Below are 18,551 nucleotides of genomic sequence, written 5' to 3' on the forward strand. Positions count from 1 at the left end.
TAGTCCGTTCGGGTCATTCAAGATTGGGCCCGAAGGGGGTGTTGTGCTGTCGCCACCTTCCGTAACGTCCTCAACTGGCAGCGGTGAATATGCCGCTGCCGCCGTGGGGGAGCCTCGATTCGGGAGAGGACGGCGCCGGCATGGGCTGGGTAACCGACTGGAGTGCGCAGGCAGCCTGCCGCACTACCGATCCGGATGAATTGTTCGTACAAGGGGCAGCGCAGAACAGGGCCAAGGCGGTGTGCACCGGATGCCCGGTGCGGACCGAATGCCTGGCCGACGCGCTGGACAACCGCGTCGAGTTCGGCGTGTGGGGCGGGATGACGGAGCGGGAGCGCCGCGCACTGCTGCGGCGGCGGCCCACAGTGACGTCCTGGCGGCGTCTGCTGGAGACCGCGCGCAGTGAGTACGAGCGGTCCACGGGCATGCTGCCCGCAGCGGTGGGCCTGGAGGACGACCTGCACGACGACGAGCTGCACGAGACGTTCGCCGCCGTGGGGTAGTGCCACCGGGGGCGTCCGGATGCGGAGAGCCCGGCGGTGGCGGTCCTACACAGCTCCGGCCGGGGCGGATGCGGAACCGGTCGCGAGCCGCTCCCCGATGGCCCTGAGGCCTGAGAGGTCGTGCACGTCACCAGGGAGCGCGGCCACCTCGGTCACCAGGACCTCGGGGTGGAGCGTGGTGAAGCGCTCGCGTGTGTCCTGTTCGCGCGCCACGACCTGCATGCGCTCCGCGTGCAGTCGCAACAGGCCCGTGGTCAGCTCATCGACGGACACTTCGACGGATACGGCGTCGGTGACGGGTGCGCCGTGCCCGTCTGCTTCCGTCTCCGTGGGGGGCCCGGACGGGTCAGGTGACTTTCGGCCACGGCTGTGCGGCTCGGGGGTACGTGACGTCCGGTCGGGCTGGGGCAGCTCCTGCTGTGGCGGCTCGTGCGGGGCGGGCTCGTCGTCGTGCGCGGGGGAGAGCGGCGATTCCGGGGCGTCGGGAGAGGTGGCGGTCACCGGGTCCGCCGGGTCACCAAAGCCAGCCTTCCCGGCCGTCTGATCCACAATGCCGGCGTCCTCAAGATTTTCTGCGGCTGCCAGCGCCCGTTCCGCGGAGAGCCGGGAGGCCCCGCTGCCGTGCACCCGGTTGAGGACGAGACCCGCCAGCGGCATCTCCTCCGCGGCCAGCCTCTCCACGAAGTAGGCGGCCTCGCGCAGTGCGTCCCGCTCCGGCGTCGCCACCACGAGGAAGGCCGTGCCGGGCGCCTGGAGCAGCTTGTACGTCGCGTCGGCCCGGGTACGGAATCCGCCGAACATGGAGTCCATCGCCGCGACGAACGTCTGTACGTCGCGCAGGAACTGTCCGCCGAGCAGTTTGCCGAGTGTCCCCGTCATCATCGACATCCCGACGTTGAGGAACTTCATCCCCGCACGCCCGCCGATCTTCGCCGGGGCGATCAGCAGTCGGATGAACTTCCCGTCCAGGAACGAGCCGAGACGTTTCGGCGCGTCCAGGAAGTCCAGGGCGGAACGGGACGGCGGGGTGTCGACGATGATCAGGTCCCACTCGTCGCGCGCCCTCAGCTGGCCCAGCTTCTCCATCGCCATGTACTCCTGCGTGCCCGCGAACCCGGCCGACAGCGACTGGTAGAAGGGGTTCTCCAGGATCGCGCGGGCCCGCTCGGCGTCCGTGTGCGCCTCGACCGTCTCGTCGAAGGTGCGCTTCATGTCGAGCATCATGGCGTGCAGCTCGCCCTCGCCCTCGATGTCCTCGACCCGGCGCGGGATGTTGTCCAGCTGGTCGATGCCCATCGACTGGGCGAGCCGACGGGCAGGGTCGATGGTGAGGACGACGACCTTGCGGCCGCGCTCGGCAGCCCGTACGCCGAGCGCCGCCGCGGTCGTGGTCTTGCCCACGCCACCGGAGCCGCAGCACACGACGATGCGGATCTCCGGGTCGTCCAGGAGCGCGTCGGTGTCCAGTCCCGGTGCGATGTCCGTGTCCGGCGTCATGATCCCACCCCTCGTCCGGAGCCGAGCGGCTTGCCGCCCCGGGGCGACTGCCCCGCCGCGTCCGCGGTCTCGTCGCCGACCCCCTGTTTACGGAACTCCTCGGCCAGCTCGTTCAGCGCGGACAGGCCCACTCCGCCGCCCATGAGCGGGAGCTCCGCCATGGGCAGCCCGAGTCCGGCCAGCACCGCGCGCTGCTCACGCTCCAGGCCCACCCGCTGGGCATGCTCGGTGGCCTGCTCGACCAGCGGCTTGACCAGCCCGGCGGAGCCTGTCACTCCGGCCCGGGTGAGCGTCTTCGCGATCTCCTTGCGGCGAGCCCCCGACGCCGACCGCAGCGCCTCCTCGTCCAGCAGATGGGGTCGCACCATGTTCACCACGACCCGGCCCACGGGCAGTTCGGCGGCCCGCAGTTCGGCGATGCCGTCCGCCGTCTCCTGGACCGGCATCTCCTCCAGGAGCGTCACCAGGTGGACCGCCGTCTCGGGAGACTTCAGCACCCGCATCACGGCCTGCGCCTGGTTGTGTATCGGGCCGATCCGTGCCAGCCCCGCAACCTCGTCGTTCACGTTGAGGAAGCGGGTGATGCGGCCCGTCGGCGGCGCGTCCATGATCACGTGGTCGTAGACGAAACGGCCCTGCTTGTCCTTGCGGCGCACGGCCTCACAGGCCTTGCCGGTCAGCAGGACGTCCCGGACCCCCGGGGCGATGGTGGTGGCGAAGTCGATCGCGCCGAGCTTCTTGAGTGCCCGGCCGGCGCTGCCCAGCTTGTAGAACATCTGGAGGTAGTCGAGGAGCGCGCGCTCGGCGTCGATCGCCAGCGCGTGGACCTCGCCGCCGCCCGGCGCCACGGCGATCCTGCGTTCTTCGTAGGGGAGGGCCTCGGACTCGAAGAGCTGGGCGATGCCCTGCCTGCCCTCGACCTCGACGAGGAGAGTGCGCCTGCCCTCGGTCGCGAGGGCGAGCGCGAGTGCGGCGGCGACCGTGGTCTTACCGGTCCCGCCCTTGCCGCTGACGACCTGGAACCTGCTCACGTCTTCGAGCCTAACCAGTCGGCAGGCAGGCTACGCACGGGACCGCGTGTGCCAGGCATTACAGTCGGCTCATGACCAAGTGGGAATACGCGACCGTGCCCCTTCTCGTGCACGCGACCAAGCAGATTCTGGACACCTGGGGCGAGGACGGCTGGGAGCTTGTCCAGGTCGTTCCCGGCCCGAACAACCCCGAGCAGCTCGTGGCCTACCTGAAGCGGGAGAAGCCGTAGTGGCGGGCGCCGTAGAGGCGAAGCTCGCCGAACTCGGCCTGACGCTCCCGGACGTCGTACCGCCGCTGGCCGCCTACCAGCCGGCCGTGCGGTCAGGGGTGTACGTCTACACCTCCGGCCAGCTCCCGATGGTGGACGGCAAGCTCGCCGTCACCGGCAAGGTCGGCGCCGAGGTGACGGCGGACGAGGCCAAGGAGCTCGCGAAGACCTGCGCGCTGAACGCCCTGGCGGCCGTGAAGTCGGTCGCCGGTGACCTGGACCGGATCGCACGGGTCGTGAAGGTCGTGGGCTTCGTCGCGTCGGCCTCGGACTTCACCGGGCAGCCGGGTGTGATCAACGGCGCGAGCGAGCTGCTGGGCGCCGTACTGGGCGACAAGGGCGTGCACGCCCGCAGCGCCGTGGGCGTCGCGGTGCTGCCGCTGGACGCGCCGGTCGAGGTCGAGGTCCAGGTCGAGCTCGTCGACGGCTGATCCCGCACCACTCCGATCCCGTCCGGCCGTCCGCGGCCGGGCGGGATCACGCGCGTCCCTGCCCGGTGAGGCCACGGGGACCGTGCCCGTGCGGGGTGCCGCGACCTGCCTGGATCGTGCGTGTGCAAGGGGCGGACGTCGCCCTCCCGGGCCCTCGAACATCGGCGCGGTTCCGGATAGCCTCCGGCCATGTCCAACGGTCAGTGGTACCCACCGGAATGGCCCGCCCGGATCAGGGCCCTCGCCAGCGGCGAGCTGACGGCCGTGTCCCCGAGGCGTGCGGCCACGGTGATGCTGCTCCGGGACGACACCACGGGACCGGGTGCCACCGGTCCCCAGGTCCACATGCTGCGCCGGCGCACCAGCATGGCCTTCGCCGGGGGCGCGTACGCCTATCCGGGTGGCGGGGTCGACCCGCGCGACGACGACCACCTCGTCGGCTGGGCGGGACCCTCCCTCGAGACGTGGGCCGGCCGGCTGGGCGTCGCCACGGCGGCCGAGGCCCAGGCCGTGGTCTGCGCCGCGGTCAGGGAGACGTACGAGGAGGCGGGTGTGCTGCTGGCCGGGCCGACCGCCGACACCGTCGTGAGCGACACCACGGGCGCCGACTGGGAGACCGACCGCAAGGCCCTCGTCGACCGGGAGCTGTCCTTCGCGGGCTTCCTGGACCGCCGGGGCCTGGTGCTGCGCTCCGATCTGCTGGCCGCGTGGGCGCGCTGGATCACCCCGGCCTTCGAACCGCGCCGCTACGACACCTGGTTCTTCGTGGCCGCGCTCCCGGAGGGCCAGCGCACCCGGAACGCCTCCACCGAGGCCGACCGGACGGTGTGGATCCGCCCCGGGGACGCCACGGACGGCTACGACAGGGGCGAACTGCTGATGATGCCGCCCACCGTGGCCACGCTGCGGGCGCTGAGGCCGTACGGGACGGCCGCGGAGGCGCTGAAGGCAGCGGATTCCCAGAACCTCGCTCCGGTGCTGGCAGAGGCCCGCATGGAGGGTGAGGAGCTGGTGCTCAGCTGGCCGGGGCACGAGGAGTTCACCAAACACGTCCCGACGGCGGACGGACCCGCTTCCCCTTCCGCGGGCGACGGAACGGACGGAACCCCCTCATGAGCGATGCGGCCGCGCTGCCCGGACAGCCCCGCGGCGGCGTCCTCTCGGGGCCCGCCACCACCCGGACGGTCAACGTCCTGGCGCCCAACGCCTCGGCGATGACCCTGGACGGGACGAACACCTGGATCGTCGCGGAGCCGGATTCCGGCCTCGCGGTCGTGATCGACCCCGGCCCGCTCGACGACGTACACCTGCGGGCCGTCGTCGACACCGTGGAGAAGGCGGGCAGGCGCGTCGGTCTCACCCTGCTCACGCACGGCCATCCCGATCACGCGGAGGGCGCCGCCCGGTTCGCCGAGCTCACGGGCACGAAGGTGCGAGCCCTGGACGTGGCGCTGCGACTGGGGGACGAAGGGCTCGCGGCAGGCGACGTGATCACCACGGGAGGGCTCGAACTCCGGGTCGTCCCCACCCCGGGGCACACCGCGGACTCGCTCTCGTTCCATCTGCCCGCCGACCGGGCGGTACTGACGGGCGACACGATCCTCGGGCGTGGAACCACGGTCGTCGCCCACCCGGACGGCCGGCTCGGCGACTACCTGGACACCCTGCGGCGGCTGCGCTCGCTGACGGTCGACGACGGGGTGCACACCGTGCTGCCGGGGCACGGGCCGGTGCTGGAGGACGCGCAGGGTGCGGTGGAGTTCTACCTCGCCCACCGGGCGAACCGCCTGGCCCAGGTCGAGACGGCCGTCGAGGCGGGACGCCTGACGCCCGCCGAGGTGGTGGCGGCGGTCTACGCGGATGTGGACCGGTCCCTCTGGCCGGCGGCGGAGCTGTCGGTACGGGCGCAGCTGGAGTACCTGACGGAGCACGGCCTGATCTGACGGGCCCGGCCGTACGCGAAAGGCCCCACCGCGGGTGGGGCCTTCCTCGGTGACGGTGTCCTGCCGCGGCCGCCGTCCGGCCACCGCGCACAGGCCGAGGCGTCAGCGGGAGCGCTTCGCCAGCCGCTCCACGTCCAGCAGGATCACGGCGCGCGCCTCGAGCCGGAGCCAGCCGCGGCCCGCGAAGTCCGCGAGCGCCTTGTTGACCGTCTCGCGGGAGGCGCCGACCAGCTGGGCGAGCTCTTCCTGCGTCAGGTCGTGCACGACGTGGATGCCCTCTTCCGACTGCACGCCGAAGCGGCGCGACAGGTCGAGGAGCGCACGGGCGACGCGGCCCGGCACATCGGAGAAGACCAGGTCGGACATCTGGTCGTTGGTCTTGCGCAGCCGGCGTGCGACAGCGCGCAGCAGCGCGGTGGCCACCTCGGGACGTGCGTTCAGCCAGGGCTGGAGGTCTCCGTGACCGAGGCCGAGGAGCTTGACCTCGGTGAGCGCCGACGCTGTGGCGGTGCGCGGGCCCGGGTCGAAGAGCGACAGCTCCCCGATCAGCTCGCCGGGGCCGAGGACGGCCAGCATGTTCTCCCGCCCGTCGGGCGAGGTGCGGTGGAGCTTCACCTTGCCCTCGGTGACCACGTACAGGCGGTCACCCGGGTCGCCCTCGTGGAACAGCGCGTCGCCGCGCGCGAGGGTCACCTCACTCATCGAGGCGCGGAGCTCCGCGGCCTGCTCGTCATCGAGCGCCGCGAAAAGCGGGGCGCGCCGCAGAACGTCGTCCACGAGTTCTCTCCTTGTCGGCCTGTTCAGGGAAGCGTGGTTTCCATGATGCCGGACGGTAAAACAGTGCGATCGATCACAAACCAGTTTGACGCACGGGCGTGCCGGACCCTACGGCAGGGGGCCGATTGGGCGTGGATACGCGGTGACCGGGGCGGATGTCAGTCCCTGGCTCTAGGCTGGCCGGGTGTCCGGATCGCCGGTGAGAGCGCAGGCCAAGGGGGCTGATGGGGTGTCGGGAGACGAGAATTCCGCTGTGGGCGAACAGGGTGTACGAAGAGGGAAGAAAGCCGCGAACCGCTCGACGAAGGCGGCGCCGGAGAAGTCCGCGAAGCCGTCGGACGCACCCCTGGAACCGCGGGGCGGACGCGCGAAGCCGGAGTCGCGTCTCGCGATGGTCCGCCGCGCCCGCCGGATCAACCGCGAACTCGCCGAGGTCTATCCGTACGCCCACCCCGAGCTGGACTTCCGTAACCCCTTCGAGCTCCTGGTGGCCACGGTCCTCTCCGCCCAGACCACCGACCTGAGGGTCAACCAGACCACCCCCGCCCTCTTCGCCGCCTATCCCACACCGGAGGACATGGCCGCCGCCGTTCCCGAGGAGTTGGAGGAGATCATCCGTCCGACCGGCTTCTTCCGGGCGAAGGCGCGGTCTCTCATGGGGCTGTCCGCCGCCCTGAGGGACGATTTCGCGGGCGAGCTCCCCGGCCGGCTGGTGGATCTCGTGAAGCTGCCCGGTGTCGGGCGCAAGACGGCCAACGTGGTCCTCGGCAACGCCTTCGGGGTGCCCGGCATCACGGTGGACACGCACTTCGGCCGGCTGGTCCGCCGCTGGAAGTGGACCGAGCAGGAGGACCCGGAGAAGGTCGAGGCGGACATCGCGGCGATCTTCCCGAAGAGCGAGTGGACGATGCTCTCGCACCGCGTGGTCTTCCACGGCCGCCGCATCTGCCACTCCCGCAAGCCGGCCTGCGGCGCCTGCCCCATCGCCGCTCTCTGCCCCGCCTACGGAGAGGGCGAGACGGATCCCGAGAAGGCGAAGAAGCTCCTGAAGTACGAGATGGGCGGTTATCCGGGCCAGCGGCTCAGTCCGCCGCCGGACTACCCGGGCATCCCCGCCCCGCCGCTGGGAGCCGGATGAGCGGCCGCCCTTCCCGGTCCGCGGGAAGGAGAGGTGAGCAGCGCGCCGAGGCGAGGGGCGAGCGGCTCGTCGGGGAGGGGAGTGAGCGGTGCCCTTCCCCGCCCCGGGGGCGAGGTCGCGCGGAACGAAAACACCGACGACAGGCGTTGGAAGGACGGGGGTGCCCATGACGCACGCACAGAGGACACGGGCCGCGGCCGACGCGGCCACCACGGGGAAGGGCACGCGCGGCGACAGCCCGCTCACCGTCTCCACCGACGGCCTGCCCGCCTGGCTCGAGCCCGTGGCCCACGCGGCGCAGACGGTGCAGGCCCGGCAGCTGAGCCGCTTCCTCCCGCCGGAGAGCGGCGCCGGGCGCCAGTCCGCCGTCCTGATCCTCTTCGGCGAAGGGGAGCGCGGTCCGGAGCTGCTCCTCATGGAGCGTTCCGGGACCCTGCGCTCCCACGCCGGCCAGCCGTCGTTCCCCGGAGGCTCCCTCGACCCCGAGGACGGCGACCACATGACCACCGGGCCGCTCAGGGCGGCGCTGCGGGAGGCCGAGGAGGAGACCGGACTCGATCCGAGCGGGGTCCAGCTCTTCGGTGTCCTCCCCCGGCTCTACATCCCCGTGAGCAGCTTCGTCGTGACGCCCGTCCTCGGCTGGTGGCGGACGCCCAGCCCGGTGGGCGCCGTCGATCCGGCCGAGACCGCGCGGGTCTTCACCGCCCCCGTGGCGGATCTCACGGATCCGGCCAACCGCGCGACAGCCGTCCATCCGAGCGGCCACCAGGGCCCGGCATTTCTGGTCGAATCCGCACTGGTCTGGGGATTCACAGCCGGTGTGATCGACAGGATCGTGCACTACGCGGGATGGGAACGCCCCTGGGACCGGACCAGGCAGGTGCCGCTCGACTGGCGCGCATGACAGGCTGACCCCCGTGCTGCGCTGTTCCGGGGCCGGCCCGGACCCCGTCGAACCGGACGGGCCAGGCGACGAATCTGCGAGGCTATAGACGGTGAACGTGCTGGACATCCTGCTGCTCGTCGGCGCCGTGTGGTTCGCGGTCATCGGTTATCGCCAGGGTTTCGTCGTCGGCATCCTGTCCGTGATCGGCTTTCTGGGCGGCGGTCTCGTGGCCGTCTACCTGCTGCCGGTCATCTGGGACCAGGCGACCGACGGGTCGGAGGTCTCCTCCACCGCAGCCATCGTGGCGGTCGTGATCGTGATCGTGTGTGCCTCGGTGGGCCAGGCGTTCACCACGCACCTCGGCAACAGGCTCCGCAGGTACATCACCTGGTCGCCGGCGCGCGCCCTGGACGCCACGGGCGGCTCCCTGGTCAACGTGGTGGCCATGCTCCTGGTCGCCTGGCTCATCGGCTCCGCGCTCGCCGGTACGTCACTGCCCACCCTGGGCAAGGAGGTCCGCAGCTCCTCGGTCCTGCTCGGGGTGTCCCGGGTGATGCCCGATCAGGCCTCCACCTGGTTCACGGACTTCTCCTCCGTCCTGGCGCAGAACGGTTTCCCGCAGGTCTTCAGCCCCTTCGCCAACGAGCCCATCACCGAGGTGGAGCCCCCCGACCCCGCGCTGGTCGGCAGCCCTGTCGCCGCCCGGGCCAAGAAGTCCATCGTGAAGGTCGTCGGCATGGCACCCGGCTGCGGCAAGGTGCTCGAAGGGACCGGCTTCGTCTTCTCCGACCGCCGGGTGATGACCAACGCCCACGTGGTCGGCGGCGTCGACGAACCGACCGTCCAGATCGGCGGCGAGGGCCGGTTGTACGACGCCAAGGTCGTCCTCTACGACTGGCAGCGCGACATCGCCGTACTGGACGTCCCTGACCTGGACGCCGCACCGCTGCGCTTCACCGACCCCGACGACGACGCGCGGAGCGGTGACAGCGCCATCGTCGCCGGATTCCCGGAGAACGGCGCCTACGACGTGCGGTCCGCCCGCATCCGGGGCCGTATCGACGCCAACGGCCCGGACATCTACCACCGGGGCACCGTGCGGCGGGATGTGTACTCACTCTTCGCGACGGTGCGCCAGGGCAACTCCGGCGGTCCACTGCTCACTCCGGACGGAGAGGTGTACGGAGTGGTGTTCGCCAAGTCGCTCGACGACCCGGACACGGGCTACGCGCTGACGGGCGACGAGATCCGCCAGGACATCGAGGCCGGCAAGTCCGCGGTCCAGCAGGTCGACAGCCAGGGCTGCGCGCTCTGAGGCCCCGCGACCGACCGGTGCCGGTCGGCTCTGCGGGCCCCGGGACCGTACGCAGTCGTATGCATCCCGGGCGCCCGCACTGCCGGTGCCTTCACGACGGGCTGGAGAGGTGCCGGCCGGCCGTACGCATGGGAACCGGCCCCGTACGGAGGGGGACAGGTCCCGGACGGACGGGAACCGGCCCCGGACGGACGGCGGTCCGCTGCCGCGTGGATATCACGCACGGGCCCCGGACCTGAACGGTCCGGGGCCTTCGCGTGGTGTGTTCCTACCGCGGTTGACTACGTCATCCGCGGGGATGGCGCAGCCGCGCCGAGACCCAGCGGGCCCGGCGGTGGAGGATGCGCGGGATACCCAGCCGCAGATCATGGAAATCGCTCACATCGTGCACCCGGCTCCGCGAGCCGTCCCCCTCGTGAATGCTCGGACCAGCAAGAGCGGTCGAGCGGCGGTTGCGTGCTGCGTCATTGAAGTCGCGCGTCCAGCCCATACCCGACGTCTGCCCGGCACCCAAGGTCGGTAATCGCGCGCGAGTCAGCCAATTGGCTTATGCGGCAGGCAATTGGCTGTTCGTCGGACACCTGTGTCCCTCGGCTACCGGTCGGGCTCGGGGTCCTTGAGCCAGTTGATGAGTTCGGTCGAGAACCCGGCCGGATCCTCCTCGTGGGGGAAGTGCCCCAGACCGTCGAAAAGTCGCCATCGGTAGGGCGCCTCGACGTACTCGCCCGACCCCGCTGAACTACGGGTCCGGACCGCCGGATCGAGTGAGCCGTGGAGGTGCAGCGTCGGTACGCGCACCGGCCGCTTCATCCGTCGGTTGAACTGGACGCCGTCCGGGCGTGCCAGGGAACGCACCATCCAGCGGTACGGCTCGATCGAGCAGTGCGCCGTCGAGGGGATGCACATGGCGCGGCGGTAGACGTCCACGGTCTTGTCGTCGGGGAAGTCCGGAGTGTGTGGCCCCGCCCAGTCGCGGATCAGCCGTGCCACCAACGCGGCGTCGTCCGCCACCAGCTGACGTTCCGGAACCCATGGCCGCTGAAAGCCCCAGATGTGTGAGCCGGCCCGTGACTGCGCGAGGTCCGAGAGCATCGAGGAACGCCAGCGGCGCGGATGCGGCATGGACGAGACGACGAGCCGCCGCACCAGCTTGGGGCGCATCACCGCGGCGGTCCACGCGAGGTAGCCCCCCATGTCGTGTCCCACGAGCGCCGCGTCCGGCTCACCGAGCGAACGGATCACGCCGGTGACGTCGAGCGCCAGATTCGCCGGGTCGTAGCCGCGGGGCGTGCGGTCGCTGCCGCCGACCCCGCGCAGGTCCATCGCGACCGCACGGTACCCGGCGTCGGCCAAGGCGGTCAGCTGATGACGCCAGGTCCACCAGAACTGCGGGAATCCGTGCAGCAGCAGAACCAGCGGCCCGTCACCGAGCTCGGCGATGTGGAAGCGGGCGCCGTTGGCGGCCACGTCGCGGTGGGTCCAGGGCCCGTCGAGCCGGACGGGGCTGCCGGAACCGGCAGCCGGCCCCAGCGGCCCCACCGGGCCGGATGCGCTGTAATCGGGGTCGGTCATGTGGAGGAGCGTGTCACAGGGAGAGCCTTGTCCTGGACAGGCCGGCTCTCGATGGCCTTGCCCGACAGGGTGCTGCCCTGCGCCTGCTCGATCGCGTGTGCGGTGACCACGGGGCGGGGGTGCGGCTTGACGCCCTGCAGGACCGCCGCGGTCTGCTTGGCCGAAGCGATCGACTTCTCCGGCGGCTTGACCTTCTTGAACTTGGCGAGCCCGAAGAGGGCGAGCAGGATCCCCAGCAGGATGAAGGCACCGCCGACGATCAGGAACGACCAGGCGAGACCGAGCCCGAGATTGTGGATCCCGTAGGCAGCGGCGAAGCTGAGCACGGGGATCGCGAACAGGATCAGCACACCCGTGACGATGAACGCCACGCTGCCGATCACACCGCGCTTGACGTCCTCACGCACCTCGGCCTTCGCCAGGGCGATCTCGTCGTGCACCAGCGCGGACATCTCGGCGGTGGCCGAGGCGAACAGCTGTCCGAGACTACGGTCGGTGCTGCCCGCGTAGTTGCCGGGGTCGCTCATCCCTGACTCCCTCTTCTCTTCCGTACATCCGATGTCAGATCATGCCGGACTGTCCGGCTTGCTGCTCGCTGCCCCCGTCTGTTCGGCACGGCGGCGGTGCTCGGCAGCCTTCTTCTCGTAGATCGCTGCCATGCGCAGGTGGTACTCCGGGTCGTCCTGTTCGTAGACGTCGGGTATTCCCGACTCGTCCGCGTCGAGTTCCTCGGCGTCGTACAGCGCCTTGTATCTGCGTACCCGCAGTTTGAGCAGTACACCGGAGAGTACGGCGGCAATCAGGGAACCGATGAGCACCGCCGCCTTGACCTCGTTGATCATTTCCTCGTCGCCGGCGAAGGCGAGTTCCCCGATGAGCAGCGAAACGGTGAAGCCGATACCGGCCAGCGTGGCGACCGCGAAGACATCGGCCCAGGCCAGGTCCTTGTTCAGCTCGGCCTTGGTGAAGCGGGTGACGAGCCAGGTGCCGCCGAAGATGCCGACGGTCTTGCCGACGATCAGACCGAGGACCACTCCGAGCGTTTCGGGCCGGGTGAAGACTCCGGCCAGGGCATCGCCCTTGAGGGTGACGCCGGCCGAGAAGAGGGCGAAGAGCGGCACCGCGACACCGGCCGACAGAGGGCGCACCAGGTGCTCGATGTGCTCGCCCGGGGAATGCGCCTCGCCTTCCCGCCGGGTGCAGCGGAGCATGAGGCCCATGGCGACGCCCGCGATCGTGGCGTGGACGCCGCTGTTGTACATCAGTCCCCAGATGACCAGAGCGAGCGGCACGTAGACGTACCAGCCCCGCACTCCCGTGCGCAGCAGCACGTAGAACACGACCAGACCGACCGCTGCGCCCCCGAGGGCGAGGAAGTCGATGCTCTCGGTGAAGAAGACCGCGATGATGAGGATGGCGAAGAGGTCGTCGACGACGGCGAGCGTCAGCAGGAAGGCGCGGAGCGCCGCCGGCAGCGAGGTGCCGATGACCGCGAGTACGGCGAGCGCGAACGCGATGTCGGTGGCGGTGGGGACGGCCCAGCCCCCGAGACTCCCTCCACCGAGCCCGGCGGTCAGCGTGTAGACGAGTGCCGGGACGGCCATGCCGCAGAGTGCGGCGGCGACGGGCAGGGCTGCGGCACGGGGGTCACGGAGTTCGCCGGCCACCAGCTCGCGCTTGAGTTCGACGCCGGCGACGAAGAAGAACACGGCGAGCAGTCCGTCGGCCGCCCAGTGGGCCACCGAGAGATCGAGCCCCAGCGTCTCCGGACCGAAGTGGAAGGAACTGACGGATGCGTAACTGGAGCCGAATGTGTTCGCCCAGACCAGCGCGGCTACGGCCGCGGCCAGCAGGATGATGCCGCCCACCGTCTCGGCGCGCAGGGCCTCCGCGACGTAGTTGCGCTCGGGGAGGGTGAGCCGGCCGAACAACGTGCGGCGGCCGGACGGGGGGAGGGGCGGAACCACGAGAAGACCTCCGGGGTCGGATTACGGCAGTGGTGGCATGACGGACTCACATGCCGACCAGACTTCCCGGCGCCCCTGTGGAGATCTTTTGTGAAGTTGTCGCGGTGTGCTCGTGCTGACCTCCTCCAGCATGGACGTACTCGTCCGAGACGCTCGGCCGAGGTGTCGCGCTGAGGAGAGCACCACTCTACCTGGGGCATCGAAAACGTATCCGGCTCCGGTGCCCGCCGCCCGGCGGCATGGAACCGGAGCGGCCCGGCGTGGGCAACGGCATGCTGCCCTCCTGAGCGCCGGTAGGGGCACCCGGGCTGATCCCGGATGCCCCTACGGTGTGCGAACGACCTGTCCGGGGGCTGGAGTGTGCCTGCCCACCCTCGCCCGTCTGCCCGCGAACCCTCGCCCGTCTGCCCGCGACCGTTCGGGCCGCTGGTCCTCCCGGCTCTCCGCCTTCTCCTAGTCCTCGGAGGAGGCGGAGGGCAGCTGCGTCTGGATGAGGGACATGACCGAGGAGTCCGTCAGCGTGGTGACGTCTCCCAGTTCACGGTTCTCGGCGACGTCGCGCAGGAGGCGGCGCATGATCTTGCCGGATCGGGTCTTGGGCAGCTCTGCCACCGGCAGGACGCGCTTGGGCTTGGCGATGGGCCCGAGCGTGGTGCCGACGTGGTTGCGGAGTTCGGCGACGAGCTCCTCGGAGGCGGTGGCGGTGCCGCGCAGGATGACGAAGGCGACGATGGCCTGACCGGTCGTCTCGTCGTTCGCGCCCACTACGGCGGCCTCGGCGACCGACGGGTGCGAGACGAGGGCCGACTCGACCTCGGTGGTCGAGATGTTGTGGCCGGACACGAGCATGACGTCGTCGACCCGGCCGAGGAGCCAGATGTCGCCGTCCTCGTCCTTCTTGGCACCGTCGCCCGCGAAGTACTTGCCCTCGAAGCGTGACCAGTAGGTGTCGATGAAGCGCTGGTCGTCGCCCCAGATGGTGCGGAGCATCGACGGCCACGGCTCGGTGAGGACGAGGTAGCCGCCCCCGCCGTCGGGTACCTCGTGGGCCTCGTCGTCGACGACGGTGGCCGAGATGCCGGGCAGGGCGCGCTGGGCGGATCCGGGCTTGGTCTCGGTGACCCCGGGGAGCGGCGAGATCATCATGGCGCCGGTCTCGGTCTGCCACCAGGTGTCCACGATCGGACAGGTGTCGGCGCCGATGTGCTTGCGGTACCAGATCCACGCCTCGGGGTTGATCGGCTCACCGACCGAACCCAGGACCCGCAGCGAGGAGAGGTCGAACTTCGCGGGGATGTCGTCCCCCCACTTCATGAATGTCCGGATCGCGGTCGGCGCGGTGTAGAGGATCGTGACCCCGTACTTCTGGACGATCTCCCAGAAGCGGCCCTGGTGAGGTGTGTCGGGCGTGCCCTCGTACATGACCTGGGTGGCCCCGTTGGCCAGCGGACCGTAGACGATGTAGGAGTGTCCGGTCACCCAGCCGATGTCGGCGGTGCACCAGTACACATCGGTCTCGGGCTTGAGGTCGAAGACCGCGTGATGGGTGTAGGCCGTCTGGGTCAGGTAGCCACCGGAGGTGTGCAGGATGCCCTTGGGCTTACCTGTGGTGCCTGAGGTGTAGAGCACGAAGAGCGGCTGCTCCGCGTCGAAGGCCTCCGGCGTGTGCTCGGCCGACTGCCTGGCGGTGATCTCGTGCCACCAGACGTCCCGGCCTTCGTTCCAGGCGGTGTCCTGACCGGTGCGCCGGACCACGAGGACGTGCTCCACGCTGTCCAGGCGGGAGACGGCGTCGTCGACGGCGGGCTTGAGTGCCGAAGGCTTCCCGCGGCGGTAGCCGCCGTCGGAGGTGATGACGACCTTGGCGTCGGCGTCCTGGATGCGGGCGGCGATGGCGTCGGCGGAGAAGCCGCCGAAGACCACGGAGTGCGCTGCGCCGATGCGCGCGCAGGCCAGCATCGCGACGGCGGCCTCGGGGATCATCGGCAGGTAGACGGCGACCCGGTCGCCCTTGCCGACGCCGAGTTCGGTGAGGGCGTTGGCGGCGCGGGAGACCTCGTCCTTCAGCTCCGCGTAGGTGATCGCTCGGCTGTCGCCGGGCTCACCCTCGAAGTGGATGGCGACCCGGTCGCCGTTGCCCGCCTCGACGTGACGGTCCACGCAGTTGTACGCGACGTTGAGCTTGCCGTCCGCGAACCACTTCGCGAAGGGCGGGTTGCTCCAGTCGAGCGTCTCGGTCGGTTCCGTGGCCCAGGTCAGGCGGCGGGCCTGCTCGGCCCAGAAGCCCAGCCTGTCCGCCTCGGCCTGCTCGTACGCCTCCGCTGTCACGTTGGCGTTCGCGGCCAGATCGGCAGGCGGTGCGAACCGCCGCTCCTCCTTGAGCAGATTGGAGAGAGAGGAAGGCTCGCTCATGCTGCGGTCTCCTCCTTGAGCAGATTGGCCAGGCTTTCGTTGCTCACGACATCTCCCATTCCCAGGGTGTCCGTTGTGTCCGGGGGACAGCTCATCAGGCCGCGGGCCAGGTGACAAGTGTCTGCCGGAAATTGGTTTAGACCTATGCCTCGTGTTAGGGGCCGCAGGTCCCGCCTTCGCAAGCAGCGATGCGCGTCGCGAAGGCGGGCCCACAAGGTCTCACGGACCGGGCAGGTGAGCGGTTCAGGCCCCGACGGTGGTGCCGGGGGCGGTGAGCAGGGCTTCGGAGTCGGGCTCCGCACTCCATTCGGCGCCAGGGGCGACCCGGGCGAAGACCTCGTCGGGCCCCGTTCCGGAACTGGCGCCCTCGGTCAGCAGATAGGCCTGTGCCTCACCGACATGGAAGTACATGCCGTGCAGTTGCAGGGTGCCTGCCGCGACCCGGCGAGCCACCGACTCGTGTGCGCGCAGGTGCTCCAGCTGCTGGACCACGTTGGTCAGGCAGAGCTGCTCCACCGCGTCGGCCGGCAAACGTCCGGCGATGCGTGCCCAGGAGTGGTGGCGGGAGCGCATGCGCTCCAGACTGGGCAGGCCGTGCCGCAGCCAGCGCCACAGAGGTGTCCGGGGAGTCTCCGGCGCCGCTCCCAACAGGGCCTGCATCGCCCCGCATCCGGAGTGGCCACAGACGGTGATGGACTCGACCTCAAGCACGTCCACGGCGTATTCGATGGCCGCTGCCACCGAGTCGTCGTTGCTCGTCTCGCTGCCGGTGTCCGGCGGTGGCACCAGATTTCCCACGTTCCGCACGGTGAAGAGATCGCCGGGTCCGCTCGCAGTGATCATGCTGGTGACCAGGCGGGAGTCGGCGCAGGTGAGGAAGAGCTGCGAAGGTCGCTGTCCTTCGGCAGCCAGCCGGGCCAGTTCCTCGCGAACCAGCGGGGCGGTGGTGCGTTGAAACGAACTCAGCCCGTTGAGCAGCCGATGGGCCCCGGTCCTGTGAGGGGAGGAGGGAGTCGGATCCGTGGGCCAGGACTTCGAGACGGTGTGCGGGGCCGGCGGCGCGGTGGTCGGTGCGGAGCTCCGGTCGTGGCAATGATGGTTGCGCCAGGGTGTCCATGGGCGGCAACAGGAGTGGGCGGCCGACGCGGGCTCGGCGATCCGGCCTCCCGATCGCCCGGTGAACTCGATCCGGCCGCCCATCGCGGTCTGTGCCGCGTACCAGTCCTGGATCGTTTCGTACGCGGCGTGGTCCATGAAGAAGCCGTCCAGCTCGACCACGGCGTCGACCCCGTGCGGGAGCCGTCCGAGCAGGCGGCTGAGGCGAGGGACGGCCAGGAAGGTCAACTGCCCGCGAGCGACGACGTGGTAGCGGCCGTCCTGCTCCGTCACGGTGATCCGTGTCCGGGCCAGCCGGTGAAGCGCGACTGCCACCGCCACGATGATTCCGATCGCCACGCCTTCGAGCACACCGGCGAGGATCACACCGCTGATCGTCGCGCCGTAGACCAGGAACTCCCGGTGCCTGTGGACTTTTCGGATGTGGGCGAAGCTGACCATCTGGATGCCGACCACCATCACGAGGGCGGCGAGCGCCGCCAGGGGAATCCACTCGAGGGCGGTGACCAGCAGCATGGCCGCCAGCAGGACCCAGACACCGTGCAGCACCGTCGAGGCACGGCTTTCCGCACCGGCCCGTACGTTCGCGGAACTCCGCACGGCGCCGCCGGACACGGCGAGCCCCCCGGCCAGCCCCGAGAGCGTATTGGCGACTCCTTGGGCCCGGAGCTCCCGGTCGAGGTCGGATCGCTTGACCGGCGCCGGTGGAGGGGACCCGTTCTTCGGTGCGGCGTTCGACCGGTCCGCAGCCAGTTTGTCCACGGAGACCGCGGCGAGCAGTGATTCGAGACTGGCCACGAGCATGACCGTGAACACCGCCGCGGCCAGCGCGGCGACCGGCCCCTGGGGCATCTCGGGCAGCGCGTGCGAGCGCCATGACGGAAGATCCACCCGGGCGATCCCGGGAGTTGCCGCGGCGGCGACGGCAGTCGCGACGACCACGGCGGCCAGCGCGGCAGGAATTCTGCTCAGCGACGCTCCGATGCGCCCGGGCAGGCGTGGCCACACGATCAGCAGGACGATCGTCAGGGCTCCGACCAGGGGAGCCGCCGGTTCGGACTCAGCCAGGTGGGCCGGTAGCGAGAGGGCGTTGTCGAGTGCGGAACTCTGCGGTGCTCCCCCGAGCACGATGTGCATCTGGGCGAGAGCGATGGCCACACCGATACCCGCGAGCGTGCCGTGCACGATGGCGGGACTGACGGCAAGGGCGCTGCGGGCTGCCTTCAGCGAGCCCAGCAGGATCTGCAGGAGCCCTGCCCCGATGGTGATCGCGCACGTGGTGCGCCAGCCGTAGACCTGGATCAACTCGGCGGTGACCACGGTCAGTCCGGCGGAAGGCCCACTGACCTGGAGTGGGGTGCCGCCCAGCAGGCCGGCGACGATGCCGCCGATCGCGGCCGAGACAAGGCCGGCGGCGAGGGGGGCGTCCATGGCGACGGCGAGGCCGAGGGACATGGGAACGGCGATCAGAAAGACCGTGATCGATGCGGACAGATCCGCGCCCGAGACGCGATTGCGTCCACGACGAGGCGGTGGCGGACTGTGCGGGCGCTTGAGCCCCGAGGCGCTGGAAGTGCGTCGACTTCGGGGTGATTGGTCGTTGCGGGCAGGGACGCAGGCAGACATGTTCCCGTCTCCTCCGGGGCAGCGCGGTCGCGGTATGTGAGTGACGGCGGCCGTGGGTCACGGCGTGC

Annotated in this window: 16 protein-coding genes and 1 pseudogene; 8 read left to right on the plus strand and 9 right to left on the minus strand. The window is 70.4% G+C overall.

Translation table 11 applies throughout. From position 1 onward, the window contains the following. The first annotated feature begins 140 nt into the window (after window positions 1-140). A complete protein-coding gene (locus ACIRJR_RS03995; protein WP_403773350.1) occupies window positions 141-503 on the plus strand; it encodes a WhiB family transcriptional regulator in 363 nt (120 codons plus the stop codon). Between the two features lie 45 nt (window positions 504-548). On the opposite strand, the gene ACIRJR_RS04000 is transcribed toward ACIRJR_RS03995, so the two are convergent. Both ACIRJR_RS04000 and ACIRJR_RS04005 read right to left on the minus strand, forming a co-directional pair. Further along, window positions 549-2,000, minus strand: a complete 1,452-nt coding sequence (locus tag ACIRJR_RS04000; RefSeq protein WP_403773353.1) for an ArsA-related P-loop ATPase — start codon at window positions 1,998-2,000, stop codon at window positions 549-551. Next, entirely contained in the window at window positions 1,997-3,031 is a 1,035-nt protein-coding gene (locus tag ACIRJR_RS04005) for an ArsA family ATPase (RefSeq protein WP_403773356.1), read from the minus strand. The genes ACIRJR_RS04000 and ACIRJR_RS04005 overlap by 4 nt, the downstream gene beginning before the upstream one ends. Window positions 3,032-3,102: 71 nt before the next feature. Here ACIRJR_RS04005 and ACIRJR_RS04010 point away from each other — a divergent pair, with 71 nt between their 5' ends. The 4 genes from ACIRJR_RS04010 (at window position 3,103) to ACIRJR_RS04025 (ending at window position 5,674) form a co-directional block, all read left to right on the plus strand. Next, complete coding sequence (locus tag ACIRJR_RS04010) at window positions 3,103-3,261, plus strand: DUF4177 domain-containing protein (protein WP_019992579.1); 159 nt, start codon at window positions 3,103-3,105, stop codon at window positions 3,259-3,261. Continuing rightward, window positions 3,261-3,731, plus strand: coding sequence for a RidA family protein (locus ACIRJR_RS04015; RefSeq protein WP_403773359.1), 471 nt, complete (start codon window positions 3,261-3,263; stop codon window positions 3,729-3,731). Before ACIRJR_RS04010 ends, ACIRJR_RS04015 begins: the two co-directional genes overlap by 1 nt. 189 nt (window positions 3,732-3,920) lie before the next feature. Beyond that, window positions 3,921-4,847: an NUDIX hydrolase gene (locus ACIRJR_RS04020; protein ID WP_403773362.1), complete on the plus strand. Its 927-nt coding sequence runs from the start codon at window positions 3,921-3,923 to the stop codon at window positions 4,845-4,847. After that, window positions 4,844-5,674, plus strand: coding sequence for an MBL fold metallo-hydrolase (locus tag ACIRJR_RS04025; protein ID WP_403773364.1), 831 nt, complete (start codon window positions 4,844-4,846; stop codon window positions 5,672-5,674). The genes ACIRJR_RS04020 and ACIRJR_RS04025 overlap by 4 nt, the downstream gene beginning before the upstream one ends. Before the next feature lie 102 nt (window positions 5,675-5,776). Here the strand turns inward: ACIRJR_RS04025 and ACIRJR_RS04030 are convergent, their stop codons facing one another. Continuing rightward, window positions 5,777-6,451 (minus strand): Crp/Fnr family transcriptional regulator, encoded by a 675-nt coding sequence (locus ACIRJR_RS04030; protein ID WP_031090867.1) that lies wholly within the window; start codon window positions 6,449-6,451, stop codon window positions 5,777-5,779. A 346-nt stretch (window positions 6,452-6,797) separates the two neighbouring features. Here ACIRJR_RS04030 and nth point away from each other — a divergent pair, with 346 nt between their 5' ends. The 3 genes from nth (at window position 6,798) to ACIRJR_RS04045 (ending at window position 9,790) form a co-directional block, all read left to right on the plus strand. Then, a complete protein-coding gene (gene nth / locus ACIRJR_RS04035; RefSeq protein ID WP_403773812.1) occupies window positions 6,798-7,589 on the plus strand; it encodes an endonuclease III in 792 nt (263 codons plus the stop codon). A gap of 166 nt (window positions 7,590-7,755) precedes the next feature. Next, window positions 7,756-8,493, plus strand: a complete 738-nt coding sequence (locus ACIRJR_RS04040; protein ID WP_403773367.1) for an NUDIX hydrolase — start codon at window positions 7,756-7,758, stop codon at window positions 8,491-8,493. A 91-nt stretch (window positions 8,494-8,584) separates the two neighbouring features. Then, window positions 8,585-9,790 carry a MarP family serine protease gene (locus tag ACIRJR_RS04045; protein WP_403773370.1) on the plus strand — a complete coding sequence of 402 codons (1,206 nt, stop codon included), beginning with the start codon at window positions 8,585-8,587 and terminating at the stop codon, window positions 9,788-9,790. Between the two features lie 286 nt (window positions 9,791-10,076). Here the strand turns inward: ACIRJR_RS04045 and ACIRJR_RS04050 are convergent, their stop codons facing one another. The 6 genes and pseudogenes from ACIRJR_RS04050 to ACIRJR_RS04075 form a co-directional block, all read right to left on the minus strand. Further along, window positions 10,077-10,280: a hypothetical protein gene (locus ACIRJR_RS04050; protein ID WP_403773373.1), complete on the minus strand. Its 204-nt coding sequence runs from the start codon at window positions 10,278-10,280 to the stop codon at window positions 10,077-10,079. A gap of 104 nt (window positions 10,281-10,384) precedes the next feature. Next, entirely contained in the window at window positions 10,385-11,362 is a 978-nt protein-coding gene (locus tag ACIRJR_RS04055) for an alpha/beta fold hydrolase (protein WP_403773376.1), read from the minus strand. Next, window positions 11,359-11,889 carry a phage holin family protein gene (locus ACIRJR_RS04060; protein ID WP_403773380.1) on the minus strand — a complete coding sequence of 177 codons (531 nt, stop codon included), beginning with the start codon at window positions 11,887-11,889 and terminating at the stop codon, window positions 11,359-11,361. The genes ACIRJR_RS04055 and ACIRJR_RS04060 overlap by 4 nt, the downstream gene beginning before the upstream one ends. A gap of 39 nt (window positions 11,890-11,928) precedes the next feature. Further along, the gene (gene nhaA / locus ACIRJR_RS04065; RefSeq protein WP_403773383.1) at window positions 11,929-13,329 is read right to left on the minus strand and encodes a Na+/H+ antiporter NhaA; all 1,401 of its coding nucleotides are present in this window, start codon (window positions 13,327-13,329) and stop codon (window positions 11,929-11,931) included. A 453-nt stretch (window positions 13,330-13,782) separates the two neighbouring features. Next, window positions 13,783-15,836, minus strand: a pseudogene (gene acs / locus ACIRJR_RS04070) (acetate--CoA ligase). A 148-nt stretch (window positions 15,837-15,984) separates the two neighbouring features. Beyond that, window positions 15,985-18,483 carry a SulP family inorganic anion transporter gene (locus tag ACIRJR_RS04075; RefSeq protein WP_403773386.1) on the minus strand — a complete coding sequence of 833 codons (2,499 nt, stop codon included), beginning with the start codon at window positions 18,481-18,483 and terminating at the stop codon, window positions 15,985-15,987. Window positions 18,484-18,551: the final 68 nt, after the last annotated feature.

Source organism: Streptomyces sp. NPDC102402 (assembly GCF_044765765.1).
In the GTDB taxonomy this organism is placed as follows: domain Bacteria; phylum Actinomycetota; class Actinomycetes; order Streptomycetales; family Streptomycetaceae; genus Streptomyces.